The sequence below is a fragment of the Pantoea sp. EKM101V genome, from assembly GCF_011800325.1.
Taxonomy (GTDB): domain Bacteria; phylum Pseudomonadota; class Gammaproteobacteria; order Enterobacterales; family Enterobacteriaceae; genus Pantoea; species Pantoea anthophila.
Genome location: NZ_JAALFP010000010.1, coordinates 83226 through 96454, shown reverse-complemented (window position 1 = coordinate 96454; position 13229 = coordinate 83226). Strand labels below are relative to the sequence as shown.

The following is a 13229-nucleotide window of genomic DNA, read 5'->3' as shown; positions in this document are numbered from 1 at the left end:
CTATTGAGGTCGTATGCTATGAGACTGACATCCAAAGGACGTTATGCCGTTACCGCAATGCTGGACGTTGCCCTTCACTCCCATGAAGGCCCGGTCCCGCTGGCTGATATTTCAGAGCGCCAGGGCATTTCGCTCTCCTATCTGGAGCAGTTATTCTCGCGGCTGCGCAAAAACGATCTGGTCTCCAGCGTTCGTGGACCGGGCGGCGGTTATCTGCTGGGCAAAGCGTCCAATACCATCTCTGTCGGTGAAGTGATCACCGCCGTGGATGAGTCTGTAGATGCGACGAAGTGCCAGGGGAAAGAGGGCTGCCAGGGCGGCGAACGTTGCCTGACCCACGTACTGTGGCGCGACCTGAGCGTGCGCATCAGTGACTTCCTGAATAACATCACGCTGGCTGAGCTGGTGAATAATCAGGAGATCCTGGATGTCGCCGACCGGCAGAATGCGATTGATAATCGCCGCTTCCAGAGCCCGCGTACTCAGGAAATCAACATCAATCAGCGCGCCTCGTAATCCCCCCTGTTGCGGCCCTTACTGCTAACGCGGTCAGGGCCGAATCTGCTATAAAGACGTATGATTTTTTATACGGAGCTGTAGCGCAATGAAATTACCGATTTACCTGGATTACGCCGCCACCACGCCGGCCGATCCGCGTGTGGCCAGCAAAATGATGCAGTTTCTGACGCTGGATGGCACGTTCGGTAACCCGGCCTCGCGATCGCACCGTTTTGGCTGGCAGTCTGAAGAAGCGGTCGATGTTGCGCGTAATCAGATCGCCGAACTGGTCAATGCCGATCCGCGTGAAATCGTCTTTACCTCAGGCGCCACCGAATCTGACAACCTCGCGATCAAAGGTGCGGCCCACGCCCATCAGACGCGCGGCAAACATATCATCACCAGCCGGACCGAACACAAAGCGGTACTCGACAGCTGTCAGCAGCTGGAACGTGAAGGCTTTGAAGTCACCTGGCTTACGCCAGGCACTGACGGCATTATCTCCCCTGACCAGCTGCGGGCGGCGCTGCGCGACGACACCATTCTGGTCACCCTGATGCACGTCAATAATGAAACCGGCGTGGTTCAGGATATCGCTGCCTTTGGTGAACTCTGTCGCGAACGTGAGATTCTGTTTCATGTGGATGCGACCCAGAGCGTCGGCAAGCTGCCCATCGACCTCAGCCAGTTACCGGTCGATTTGATGTCCTTTTCTGCTCACAAACTCTATGGCCCGAAAGGCATCGGCGCGCTCTATGTGCGGCGGAAACCGCGCGTGCAGATCGCCGCCCAGATCCACGGTGGCGGGCACGAGCGCGGTATGCGATCCGGCACCCTGCCGGTTCATCAGATTGTCGGGATGGGGGAAGCCTTTCGCATCGCAGCTGAAGAGCGCGAAACCGAGATGGCGCGTCTGCAGGCGCTGCGTGAGCGTCTGTGGCAGGGCATCAGCACACTGCCGGGCGTGACCCTTAACGGCCATCCTCAGCAGAGCGCGCCGAATATTCTCAACGTCAGTTTCGCTGACGTTGAGGGTGAATCATTGATCATGGCGCTGAAAGATCTCGCGCTCTCTTCCGGCTCGGCCTGTACCTCCGCCAGCCTGGAGCCTTCCTATGTTCTGCGGGCGCTGGGGCTGAGTGAAGAGCTGGCGCACAGTTCACTGCGCTTTTCGCTGGGACGCTTCACCACCGATGAAGAGATCGACTACGCCATCGCGCTGGTGCAGAAATCCGTGACGCGTCTGCGGGCATTAATGAAATCCTGACACCCGGTCAGAATCCGGAAACGGCACCTGTCATTGCACTTCGCTGGCATCACCCGACGGAATCTGTTATCAGGTCTGTCTGCGGATTGCATTTAACATCTTATTAAAGCCGTTATAACAATCAGGCTGGATGAAACAGATAACGATTATGGAGCTTTTCGATGACCACACAACCGATGAACATCACGCTTAGCAGCCAGCCCGCCGATGCGCGCTGGGGCGAAAAAGCGATTCTCAGCAGCAACGACAGCGGCATGACGCTGCATCTGACCGGCGCGGATGCGCTGAACACCATTCAGCGCGCGGCGCACAAAATCGACAGCCAGGGGATCCGCCACGTGGCGCTCACCGGAGAAGGCTGGCACCTTGAGCAGTGCTGGGCATTCTGGCAGGGCTTCCGTGGCCCGAAAGGGCAGCGTCAGGTGGAGTGGCCGGCGCTGGGCGAACATGAGCAGGCGGAGTTTGACCGTCGTCTTAAAGCGATCGACTGGGTCCGCAACGTCATCAACCTGCCTGCAGAAGATCTGGGGCCGGAACAGCTGGCACACATGGCGATCGATCTGATCAGTGAAGTGGGCGGCAGCGCCGTCAGCTATCGCATCACCAAAGGTGACGATCTGCGCGAGCAGGGCTACATGGGCCTGCACACGGTAGGACGTGGCTCGAATCGCCCGCCGGTTTTCCTGGCGCTGGATTACAACCCGACCGGCGATGAGAGTGCGCCGGTCTACGCCTGTCTGGTCGGTAAAGGCATTACCTTTGATACCGGCGGCTACAGCCTGAAGCAGAGCAGCTTCATGGATTCGATGAAGTCAGATATGGGCGGAGCGGCGACCGTCACCGGCGCGCTGGCGCTGGCGATTTCCCGTGGCCTCAACAAGCGCGTCAAACTCTACCTCTGCTGTGCCGACAACATGGTCAGCAGCAACGCCTTTAAACTGGGCGATATCATTCGCTATCGCAACGGTAAATCGGTGGAAGTGATGAACACCGATGCGGAAGGACGTCTGGTTCTGGCCGACGGCCTGATCGATGCCAGCGAACAGAATCCGACGCTGCTGATCGACGCTGCTACCCTGACCGGCGCAGCCAAAACGGCGCTGGGTAACGATTACCATGCGCTGTTTACCTTTGACGACGTGATGGCGCAGTCGCTGATGGGCAGCGCGGTGAGCGAGAATGAACCTTTCTGGCGTCTGCCGCTGGCAGAATTCCATCGCAGCCACCTGCCGTCTAACTTCGCTGACCTTAACAATATCGCCAGTCCTTCCCATGCGGCGGGTGCCAGCAGCGCGGCAGCGTTCCTGTCCCACTTCGTCAGCCACTATCAGCAGGGCTGGCTGCATATTGACTGCTCTGCGACCTATCGCAAAGGCGCGGTCGATCAGTGGGCCGCAGGCGCAACCGGCCTGGGCGTGCGCACTATCGCCAACCTGTTACTGAAATAAGCTGACCCCAGCGGTGGCCGATGCCACCGCGATGCAGAGAGCAACTATGAACCGTCTTGAAGAGGTGCTGAAGCTGGCCGCAACTGAGCCAGCCCATCGGCCCGAATTTTTTCAACTGCTGCTGGAGTCCGATGTCTGGATACCGGGTGAAAGCACCCAGCCACAGCTCGATGCCAGTACGCCGGTTGATCTGCAGCACTGGGAAAAAGAGGATGGCAGCAGCATCATTCCTTTTTTCACGTCGGAACAGGCGATGAGCGAAGCCGTCACGGGTGAACAGGCCTGGCTGCGTCTGCCGGTGCGGACGCTGTTTGAGATTACCCGCGGCGAAACGCTGTTTCTCAATCCAAAACTCCCTTCCGGCAAAGAGTTTACCCCGGCAGAGATTACGCATCTGCTGGCGGAGCAGGGCAGTGCGCTGAGTCAGCAGACCGTGCTGGAAGGCGGGCACGCCCTGCTGCTCTCTGAGGTGGCCGAGCCGCCTGCGCAGATGATCGACTCGCTGACGCAGCTGTTCAGCAAGCACAAAGAGGTGCGGCGCGCCTTTGTTGCCAGCATTCGTGAGCAGGCCGACGAAGCGCCTAATCTGCTGATTGGTATCGAAGCGGACAGCAACATTGAGGCGATCATTCAGGCGGCGGGCAGCGTGGCAACGGATACGCTGCCGGACGATGCGCCGATTGATATCTGCGAAGTTACCCTGCAGGACCGCGGTATCAGCCACTTCTTTACCGCGCACATCACGCCCTTTTATGAACGTCGCTGGGGCAGTTTCCTGCGTGACTTCAAGGGCAGCGAGCGGATTATCTGACGCAGTTAAAAACAGGCGGCTCATGGGCCGCCTGTTTTTTATTTCGCAATCGGTAAGTCGTCGCGACTGCCCCATTCACCCCAGGAGCCGTCATACAGCGTGACATCCCGCGCTCCCAGCGACGTCAGCGCGAGGATTACCACCACCGCCGTGACGCCAGAGCCGCAGCTGGCCACTACCGGTTTGCTGATATCGACGCCGGCGTCAGCAAACAGCTGGCGCAGCGCCGCCTCCGGCTTCAGTTCTCCCTGCTCTACCAGACTGTTCCACGGCACGTTCAGACTGTTGGGAATATGCCCGCGATGTAATCCGGGACGCGGCTCGTCCACTTCCGCGTTGAAGCGATTGGCCGCACGTGCATCCACGATCTGTGCGCCGCCTTCATGGCTGATCAGCAGCACGTCCGTCAGACGTTTCACCCGGCTTTCATCCGCCTGAGCCTCAAACTCGCCTTCCGGCAGGCTGACCTCGCCGGTTTGCAGCGCAAAGCCCGCTGCTTTCCAGCCCTGCAGTCCGCCCGCCAGGATCGACACCTGCGCGACACCAAAGGTCTTCAGCATCCACCAGGCGCGTGGCGCGGAGAAGAGATTGCCTTCGTCATAGACGACCAGGTGTTTATCACTGCTGACGCCCAGCTCGCGCATCGCCACGGCAAAGCGTTCGGCGCGCGGCAGCATATGGGGATAGGGGCTGGTGTGATCGGACAGCGCTTCGATATCGAAGTAAGGGGCGTCGGGTAAGTGTCCCGCCAGATATTCAGCCTGAATATCACGCACGGCCTCCATGCCGGGTGGCAACATGCGCGCATCCAGTACCTGAAGCCGCTCATCATCATAGTGCTCTTGTAACCAGTCGGCGGACACAAACAGTGGCGTCGTCATAACAACCTCATCTCTGCAATCTGTGATAGCAGTGTCGGGGAATGTGGAAACCATCTCAAGCGATGCGTTAATAAAATGGGGCAGGGGAGGAGAAAAAGCCTGGCGTGCTGCTCAGGAATCGTCCGTCAGGGCCGCAGCACCGGCGCTTTTTCAGGCAAAATCATAACGAAGACGCCTCTGCGTCGACTCAGATCAAGAATTTTCAACAAATTAGGGATCTCTGATAGGCAATGCCGCACTCAGCCCCTATAATCGGCGCCGTTTATTGGCCGGGGGCTGCGCCGCCGGTTTCTTCAGGACGTCAAGACAGAGGTCATCATGGCAATCGAACGTACTTTTTCTATCATCAAGCCAAACGCCGTCGCTAAAAATGTGATTGGTGCTATCTACAACCGTTTTGAAAGCGCTGGCTTCAAAATCGTTGGTGCAAAAATGCTGCAGCTGAGCAAAGAGCAGGCTGAAGGTTTTTACGCTGAGCACCAGGGCAAGCCATTCTTTGATGGTCTGGTTGAATTCATGACCTCTGGCCCGGTTGTCGTTTCTGTACTGGAAGGTGAAAATGCCGTTCAGCGTCACCGTGACCTGATGGGTGCGACTAACCCGGCAAACGCACTGGCTGGCACCCTGCGTGCTGACTACGCAGACAGCTTCACCGAAAACGCCACGCACGGTTCAGATTCTGCTGAATCCGCTGCCCGCGAAATCGCCTATTTCTTCGGCGAAAACGAAATCTGCCCACGTACCCGTTAATCGCCTGGCGATAAACAGCAGGTCGGCTTTACAAAAATCTGCCTGAGGGAGCCACTCCCGCCTGTTATCAGGCCGCAGATGTTGTACAATATTGCGCCTTCATTGACTTCGCTTAATGAAGGCGCAATTTTTTTCACCTATCCCTGAACAGCGCCATAACGTGTAACAACGAGGCCAGAGAATATTATGTCCGAACAGATTGTGACGTCCGCGTCCGCATCCCCCATTGTCGTTTCCCCTAAAAGCCAGAAAATCAACCTGCTGGATCTCAACCGTCAGCAGATGCGCGAGTTTTTCCAGTCGCTGGGCGAAAAGCCGTTCCGTGCCGATCAGGTCATGAAGTGGATTTACCACTACTGCTGCGATGATTTCGAGCAGATGACCGACATCAACAAAAAGCTGCGTAACCGGCTGATGGATCTGACGGAGATCCGCGCACCGGAAGTGGCTGAAGAGATGCGCTCCACTGACGGCACCATTAAATGGGCCATCCGTGTGGGCGATCAGCTGGTGGAAACGGTCTATATCCCGGAAGGCGACCGCGCCACGCTGTGTGTTTCTTCGCAGGTGGGGTGTGCGCTGGAGTGTAAATTCTGTTCGACCGCACAGCAGGGCTTTAACCGTAACCTGCGGGTGTCAGAAATTATTGGTCAGGTGTGGCGTGCGGCGAAAATCGTCGGCGCAGCAAAAATCACCGGCCAGCGTCCCATCACCAACGTGGTGATGATGGGCATGGGTGAGCCGCTGCTCAACCTCAATAATGTGGTTCCGGCAATGGAGATCATGCTGGATGACTTCGGCTTCGGTCTCTCCAAGCGTCGTGTGACCCTCTCTACTTCAGGTGTGGTGCCTGCACTGGACAAACTGGGCGATATGATTGATGTGGCGCTGGCCATTTCACTGCACGCGCCTAACGACAAGCTGCGTGATGATATTGTTCCGATCAACAAAAAGTACAATATCGAAACCTTCCTGGCAGCGGTGAAACGCTACATTGGCAAATCTAACGCCAACCAGGGACGCGTGACCATTGAGTACGTCCTGCTGGATCATGTCAATGACAGCACCGACGATGCGCATGAGCTTGCCGCATTACTGAAAGAAACACCGTGTAAAATCAACCTGATTCCGTGGAACCCCTTCCCGGGTGCACCTTATGGCCGCAGCTCAAACAGCCGCATTGACCGCTTCTCCAAGGTGCTGATGGACTATGGGTTTACCACCATTGTGCGTAAAACCCGTGGCGACGATATTGATGCCGCCTGTGGTCAGTTAGCGGGTGAGGTGATCGACCGCACCAAGCGTACGCTGCGTAAAAAAATGGCGGGTGAAGCCATCTCTGTGAAGGCGCTCTAGAAGCGTGACAGAGAACGTTTCCTGACGTGAAGACGCGTGGCAGGCTGCAGCCTGTCAATGTCAGGCAGAGGGAAACGATCGTGCGTAACGGATTACCCGCCAGTGTACTGGCGCTGTTTGTTGTAAGCGGGTGTGTCAGCCAGCCGCACTCATCCGGTGCTGAAGAGGTGCGTCTGCAGTTAGGGATGCACTATCTGGCGGCGGGTGATTATGCCGCTGCTGAGCGAAACTTTCTGCGCGCGCAGGCCGCCGCGCCAGAGGATTACCGGGTCTCGCTTGCGCTGGCACGACTGGCGCAACAGCAGGGCAATCAGACAGCAGCCCAGGCAGGGTTTATACTGGCACAGCAGCAGGCCCCGGATAATGGTTTTGTTGCTAACAATTACGGTGCGTTTCTCTGCGCTTTAGGGCAGTATGACGAAGCGCATCAACAGTTTAGTCGGGCAGAAACCGCTCTGTCGTCTGATGCACGCAACGACGCGCTTGAACTGGCAGGTTTTTGTTACCTGCAGGCGGGGGATGTTGTTGCCGCCCGCAGGACGCTACGCCGGGCCATTGAAGCCGACAGGCGAAAAGCTGATTCGCTGCTGGCGGAGGCTGAAAAGCAGATGGCTGATAACCATCTGGCGAGGGTGCAGATTTTGCTCGACGTTTACCAGCTACAGTTGCCCGAAACGGCACGCAGTCTGGCGTTACACTTACGTTTCGCCGCGCTACAGGGAAATGCCGCAGACGTTTCACGTTATGGCGACCAGTTAGCGCGACGTTTTCCGCAATCGATACAGTACCAGCGTTATTTAGCTAATGAATACTGAAGCCACTCAAGAAAACTCTGCATTACATTCAACAGGTGATCGCCTGCGTCTGGCCCGTGAGCAGATGGGGCTGTCACAGCAGAACGTCGCTGAACGTCTGTGTCTGAAACTCTCTACCGTGCGTGACATCGAAGAGGACAAATCGCCTGCCGATTTAGCCTCGACGTTCCTGCGCGGTTACATCCGCTCTTATGCGCGTCTGGTGCACATTCCTGAAGAGGAACTGCTGCCGATGATGGCGAAACAGACGCCGGTCCGGGCGGCAAAAATCGAGCCGATGCAAAGTTTCTCCCTGGGCAAGCGCCGCAAGAAACGCGACGGCTGGTTAATGATTTTTACCTGGCTGGTGGTGTTCGTGGTGATTGGCCTGACCGGCGCCTGGTGGTGGCAGAATCACAAAGCGTCGCAGGACGATCTGGTGCCGATGACCGACCAGAACGGCAGCAGCGGCGATAGCGGCCAGTCGATTCCGCTGGGTGAGACCAGCGGTGACAGCGCGGCGCCAGCCGCGCCTGACGAAAGTAATACGGCCGCCAGCGACAACAGCGCGACCAGCACGCCAGCCACCTCTGCGCCGGCTGCCAGCACGACCACTACCCCAGCCACAACGCAGACCGACAGCAGCAATGCTGTCGTGTCACCGAGCCAGGCGCCACAGGACACCACATCGGCAGCACCGGCCACGACTAACCCTGCCACCAGCACAACACCACAGATGCCGGTCGGCGCTGCCGCAGTCAGTGAACCGGCGGCCGACCCGAATGCGGTGGTCATGAACTTCACCGCCGACTGCTGGCTGGAAGTGAGCGATGCCACCGGCAAAAAACTGTTCAGCGGCATTCAGCGTAGTGGTGGTAAACTGAGCCTCGCGGGCACACCTCCGTATCGTCTGAAAATTGGCGCGCCGTCCGCGGTTCAGGTGCAATATCAGAATCAGCCCGTTGATTTAAGTCGTTTTATCCGTAATAACCAGGTTGCTCGCCTGACGTTGGGTGCGCAATAACAGCGTATCGCGTACCGGGCAATTGTGGAGAAGAAATATGCATAACGAAGCACCCATTATCCGTCGTAAATCCAGACGCATTTACGTCGGCAAGGTGCCGGTCGGTGACGGCGCACCTATTGCCGTCCAGTCGATGACCAACACCCGCACCACTGACGTGGAAGCGACGGTAAATCAGATCAAAGCCCTTGAGCGCGTCGGTGTCGACATCGTTCGTGTCTCGGTGCCGACCATGGATGCCGCAGAAGCGTTCAGGCTGATCAAACAGCAGGTGAACGTGCCGCTGGTTGCAGACATCCATTTTGACTACCGCATCGCCCTGAAAGTCGCCGAATATGGCGTTGACTGCCTGCGCATCAATCCCGGTAATATCGGGAATAATGAGCGTATTCGTATGGTGGTTGACTGCGCGCGCGACAACAATATTCCGATCCGGATTGGCGTTAACGCCGGTTCGCTGGAAAAAGATCTGCAGGAAAAGTATGGCGAGCCGACGCCGCAGGCGTTGCTGGAATCGGCCATGCGTCACGTCGATCACCTCGACCGTCTTAACTTCGACCAGTTTAAAGTCAGTGTAAAAGCCTCTGACGTCTTCCTGGCGGTGGAATCTTATCGGCTGCTGGCAAAACAGATCGATCAGCCTCTGCATCTCGGGATCACCGAAGCGGGCGGGGCGCGCGCTGGCGCAGTCAAATCGGCGATTGGGCTGGGTCTGCTGCTGTCAGAAGGGATCGGCGACACGCTGCGTATCTCGCTGGCGGCCGATCCGGTTGAAGAGGTCAAGGTCGGCTTCGATATTCTGAAATCACTGCGTATCCGTTCGCGCGGGATTAACTTCATTGCCTGCCCGACCTGTTCACGTCAGGAGTTTGACGTGATCGGTACCGTCAACGCGCTGGAGCAGCGCCTGGAAGATCTCATCACGCCGATGGATGTCTCCATTATCGGCTGTGTGGTCAACGGACCGGGCGAAGCAACGCTCTCGACCCTGGGCGTGACTGGTGGCAGCAAGAAGAGTGGTTTCTACGAGGATGGCGTGCGTCAGCGCGATCGTCTCGATAACCACGACATGATCGATCAGCTGGAAGCGCGCATTCGTGCCAAAGCGTCGATGCTGGATGCCAGCCGCCGGATTGACGTGCAGCAGCTGGAAAAATAATGGCGTGCGCAGCCTGCGTGCGTGACTTTTTTGACTGAACCTGTGCGGTTTCATCCTCATAAGGTATGATGCCGGACAGGTTTTTTTTGCATTAAGAGATTTTAACGTGGCGAAGAATATTCAGGCGATTCGCGGGATGAACGACTACCTGCCTGCGGATACCGCTCTCTGGCAACGGATTGAAGGCGTACTCAAGCAGACGCTGGCGAGCTACGGCTACAGCGAAATTCGCTTGCCGCTGGTGGAGCAGACCCCACTGTTTAAACGCGCCATCGGTGAAGTCACCGATGTGGTTGAAAAAGAGATGTATACCTTCGAGGACCGCAATGGCGAAAGCCTGACGCTGCGTCCGGAAGGAACCGCAGGCTGCGTGCGAGCCGGTATTGAGCACGGTTTACTCTACAATCAGGAGCAGCGCCTGTGGTACATGGGGCCGATGTTCCGCTATGAGCGTCCGCAGAAGGGCCGTTATCGCCAGTTTTACCAGATCGGCGTCGAAGTGTTTGGTCTGCAGGGACCGGATATCGATGCGGAGCTGATTATGCTCAACGCCCGCTGGTGGAAAGCGTTAGGCATTGCCGACCACGTTCGCCTGGAACTCAACTCCATCGGCTCACTGGAAGCGCGTGCGCACTATCGCGACGCACTGGTCGCCTTCCTTGAACAGCACAAAGAGGTGCTGGATGAGGATTGCAAACGCCGCATGTACAGCAACCCGATGCGCGTTCTCGACAGTAAAAATCCCGATATTCAGCAGCTGCTGAATGATGCGCCGCAGCTCGGCGACTATCTTGATGACGAATCACGCGACCATTTCAGCGGCCTGTGTGCCCTGCTGGATGACGCGGGCATCCGCTACACCGTTAATCAGCGTCTGGTGCGCGGCCTGGATTACTACAATCGCACCGTGATTGAGTGGGTCACCGACAGCCTGGGTTCACAGGGTACCGTGTGCGGCGGCGGTCGCTATGACGGTCTGGTAGAGCAGCTCGGTGGACGTGCCACCCCTGCGGTGGGCTTCGCGATGGGCATGGAGCGTCTGGTGCTGCTGGTTCAGGCGGTGAATCCGGAATTTGAACCGACGAGCAATGTGGATGTCTATGTTATCGCTTCCGGTCAGGGCGTGCAGTCCGCTGCGATGCAGCTGGCTGAGAAATTGCGCGATGAAGCGCCAGAGCTGAGGCTGATGACTAACTTTGGCGGCGGCAACTTCAGGAAGCAGTTTGCCCGCGCTGACAAGTGGGGCGCTCGCGTCGCGCTGGTGCTGGGCGAGGATGAAGTCAAAGCCGGTCAGGTCGTGGTGAAAGATCTGCGCCGTGGCGAGCAGCAAACGCTGGATCAGGCAGAGGCTGCTGCTGTATTGCGCACGCTGTTACAGGCGTAACACAGCACCAACCATAGAAAGGAGAAGGATTGCGTGGAAGTGTATAGCAATGAGAACGAGCAGACCGAAGCGCTGCGCAACTTTTTTACCAGCAATGGTAAGGCGTTAGCCATTGGCGTAGTCATCGGCATTGCTGCGCTGGGTGGCTGGCGTTACTGGAGCAGTCATCAGGACGATACTGCGAAAACGGTATCGGCCCAATATCAGCAGCTGACCACCGCCATGCAGGCGGGCAAACCTGAGACGCTGGAAGCGGTCAACCGGTTTGCCAGCGAAAACAGCAACACTTATGGTGCGCTGGCGGCGATGGATCTGGCGAAGCAGTATGTGGATGCCGGTCAGCTTGATAAAGCCGCAGCACTGCTGCAAAACGGACTGAAAGATACCAAAGATGCCAATCTGCAGGCGGTGATTAACCTGCGTCTGGCTCGCATTCAACTGCAACAGAATCAAGCGGATGCGGCGCTTAAAACCCTTGACGGTGTGAAGGGTGATGGCTGGACAGCCATTGTGGCCGATATTCGCGGCGAAGCGCTGCTGGCCAAAGGCGACAAGCAGGGCGCGCGCGATGCCTGGAGTAAAGGGGTGGAATCTGACGCCTCTCCGGCATTGAAGCAAATGATGCAGATGAAGATGAATAACTTAAGCTAAGCCAGTCAAGAGAGAGCGCATGGAATTACGTAAATACCTGCTGCCGGGACTGATTTCAGTCACTTTGCTCAGCGGTTGTTCGCTGTTTAGCGGCGAAGAAGATGTAGTGAAAATGGCCCCGCTGCCGAAGGTGGAAAATCAGTTTACGCCAGAGAAAGTGTGGAGCACCTCAGTCGGCGATGGCGTGGGTGATTTCTACTCTAATCTGCATCCTGCCTGGCAGGACAGTACGGTCTTCGCAGCCGATCGCTTTGGTATCGTGAAAGCGCTGGATGCCGCAGACGGTAAAGAAAAATGGAAAGTCGATCTCTCTGAGAAAACCGGCTTCTTCTCGAAAAATCGCTCAGCCCTGTTATCGGGCGGCCTGACGGCGGATGGCGATCGGATCTATGTCGGCAGCGAGCGCGGTCAGGTTTATGCCCTGAACAGCAGCGATGGCAGCCTGGCCTGGCAGACGAAAGTCGCCGGTGAAGCGCTGTCACGTCCGGTGGTCAGCGATGGCCTGGTGCTGATCCATACCAGCAACGGCATGTTGCAGGGGCTGGACCAGAGCAGCGGGGCGGTGAAGTGGAGCGTTAACCTGGATATGCCTGCGCTTTCACTGCGCGGTGAATCGGCTCCGGCTGTTGCGTTTGGCGGGGCCATTGTCGGTGGTGACAACGGCCGCGTCAGTGCCGTCGTGCTGAACCAGGGGCAACTGATCTGGCAGCAGCGTATTTCTCAGGTCAGCGGCGCAACCGAAATCGATCGTCTGAACGATGTCGATACGACCCCGGTTATCGTCAATGGCGTGGTTTACGCGCTGGCGTACAACGGCGACCTGACGGCGCTGGATCTGCGTTCCGGCCAGATTCTGTGGAAACGCGAAATCGGCGGTGTGAAAGATCTGATTGTTGATGCCGGCCGCATCTATCTGGTCGATCAGGATGACCGTGTGATTGCCCTGAACGCGGACGGTGGCGTCGCTATCTGGCGTCAGAGCGATCTGCTGCATCGCAACCTGACTTCACCGGTGCTCTACAACGGCTATCTGGTGGTTGGCGACAGCGAAGGGTATCTGCACTGGCTGAACACCACCGACGGTCGTTTTGTCGCGCAGCAGAAGCTGGACAGTTCCGGTTTCCAGACCGAGCCCGTGGTCGCCAGCGATAAGCTGCTGATCCAGTCGAAAGATGGTGAGGTTTATGCGATTACCCGTTAACGGGT

The 13229-nt window shown here is 57.4% G+C and carries 13 protein-coding genes; 12 read left to right on the top strand and 1 reads right to left on the bottom strand.

Annotated elements, in window-relative coordinates; translation table 11 throughout:
- The first annotated feature begins 18 nt into the window (after positions 1–18).
- The 4 genes from iscR (at position 19) to sseB (ending at position 4024) form a co-directional block, all read left to right on the top strand.
- On the top strand, positions 19–516 hold the full coding sequence (gene iscR / locus HFD92_RS16055) for a Fe-S cluster assembly transcriptional regulator IscR (RefSeq protein ID WP_009088710.1): 498 nt from the start codon (positions 19–21) through the stop codon (positions 514–516).
- 88 nt (positions 517–604) lie between these two features.
- Positions 605–1765 (top strand): IscS subfamily cysteine desulfurase, encoded by a 1161-nt coding sequence (locus HFD92_RS16050; protein WP_167429245.1) that lies wholly within the window; start codon positions 605–607, stop codon positions 1763–1765.
- A gap of 161 nt (positions 1766–1926) precedes the next feature.
- Positions 1927–3213 carry an aminopeptidase PepB gene (pepB, locus tag HFD92_RS16045; RefSeq protein WP_009088714.1) on the top strand — a complete coding sequence of 429 codons (1287 nt, stop codon included), beginning with the start codon at positions 1927–1929 and terminating at the stop codon, positions 3211–3213.
- 46 nt (positions 3214–3259) lie between these two features.
- Positions 3260–4024, top strand: a complete 765-nt coding sequence (gene sseB, locus HFD92_RS16040) for an enhanced serine sensitivity protein SseB (protein ID WP_167429244.1) — start codon at positions 3260–3262, stop codon at positions 4022–4024.
- Positions 4025–4062: 38 nt separating this feature from the next.
- Here the strand turns inward: sseB and sseA are convergent, their stop codons facing one another.
- The gene (gene sseA, locus HFD92_RS16035; RefSeq protein ID WP_167429243.1) at positions 4063–4905 is read right to left on the bottom strand and encodes a 3-mercaptopyruvate sulfurtransferase; all 843 of its coding nucleotides are present in this window, start codon (positions 4903–4905) and stop codon (positions 4063–4065) included.
- 318 nt (positions 4906–5223) lie between these two features.
- Here sseA and ndk point away from each other — a divergent pair, with 318 nt between their 5' ends.
- From ndk to bamB, 8 genes are all read left to right on the top strand, one after another.
- Entirely contained in the window at positions 5224–5655 is a 432-nt protein-coding gene (gene ndk / locus HFD92_RS16030) for a nucleoside-diphosphate kinase (protein WP_003848684.1), read from the top strand.
- A gap of 186 nt (positions 5656–5841) precedes the next feature.
- Entirely contained in the window at positions 5842–7011 is a 1170-nt protein-coding gene (locus tag HFD92_RS16025; protein WP_167429242.1) for a bifunctional tRNA (adenosine(37)-C2)-methyltransferase TrmG/ribosomal RNA large subunit methyltransferase RlmN, read from the top strand.
- Between the two features lie 80 nt (positions 7012–7091).
- Entirely contained in the window at positions 7092–7826 is a 735-nt protein-coding gene (gene pilW / locus HFD92_RS16020; protein WP_167429241.1) for a type IV pilus biogenesis/stability protein PilW, read from the top strand.
- A complete protein-coding gene (gene rodZ / locus HFD92_RS16015) occupies positions 7816–8829 on the top strand; it encodes a cytoskeleton protein RodZ (RefSeq protein WP_009088726.1) in 1014 nt (337 codons plus the stop codon). Before pilW ends, rodZ begins: the two co-directional genes overlap by 11 nt.
- Before the next feature lie 37 nt (positions 8830–8866).
- Entirely contained in the window at positions 8867–9988 is a 1122-nt protein-coding gene (gene ispG, locus HFD92_RS16010; protein ID WP_009088728.1) for a flavodoxin-dependent (E)-4-hydroxy-3-methylbut-2-enyl-diphosphate synthase, read from the top strand.
- Between the two features lie 106 nt (positions 9989–10094).
- Positions 10095–11372, top strand: a complete 1278-nt coding sequence (gene hisS, locus HFD92_RS16005; RefSeq protein ID WP_046102368.1) for a histidine--tRNA ligase — start codon at positions 10095–10097, stop codon at positions 11370–11372.
- Positions 11373–11405: 33 nt separating this feature from the next.
- Positions 11406–12023, top strand: a complete 618-nt coding sequence (locus HFD92_RS16000) for a YfgM family protein (RefSeq protein WP_009088731.1) — start codon at positions 11406–11408, stop codon at positions 12021–12023.
- Between the two features lie 19 nt (positions 12024–12042).
- Positions 12043–13224, top strand: coding sequence for an outer membrane protein assembly factor BamB (bamB, locus tag HFD92_RS15995; protein ID WP_058957402.1), 1182 nt, complete (start codon positions 12043–12045; stop codon positions 13222–13224).
- Positions 13225–13229: the final 5 nt, after the last annotated feature.

Coding starts and splice junctions, on each gene's coding strand:
- ispG (WP_009088728.1), top strand. CDS start 8,867: ATGCATAACGAAGCACCCATTATCCGTCGTAAATCCAGACGCATTTAC.
- HFD92_RS16025 (WP_167429242.1), top strand. CDS start 5,842: ATGTCCGAACAGATTGTGACGTCCGCGTCCGCATCCCCCATTGTCGTT.
- sseB (WP_167429244.1), top strand. CDS start 3,260: ATGAACCGTCTTGAAGAGGTGCTGAAGCTGGCCGCAACTGAGCCAGCC.
- sseA (WP_167429243.1), bottom strand. CDS start 4,905: ATGACGACGCCACTGTTTGTGTCCGCCGACTGGTTACAAGAGCACTAT.
- rodZ (WP_009088726.1), top strand. CDS start 7,816: ATGAATACTGAAGCCACTCAAGAAAACTCTGCATTACATTCAACAGGT.
- iscR (WP_009088710.1), top strand. CDS start 19: ATGAGACTGACATCCAAAGGACGTTATGCCGTTACCGCAATGCTGGAC.
- pepB (WP_009088714.1), top strand. CDS start 1,927: ATGACCACACAACCGATGAACATCACGCTTAGCAGCCAGCCCGCCGAT.
- bamB (WP_058957402.1), top strand. CDS start 12,043: ATGGAATTACGTAAATACCTGCTGCCGGGACTGATTTCAGTCACTTTG.
- ndk (WP_003848684.1), top strand. CDS start 5,224: ATGGCAATCGAACGTACTTTTTCTATCATCAAGCCAAACGCCGTCGCT.
- HFD92_RS16050 (WP_167429245.1), top strand. CDS start 605: ATGAAATTACCGATTTACCTGGATTACGCCGCCACCACGCCGGCCGAT.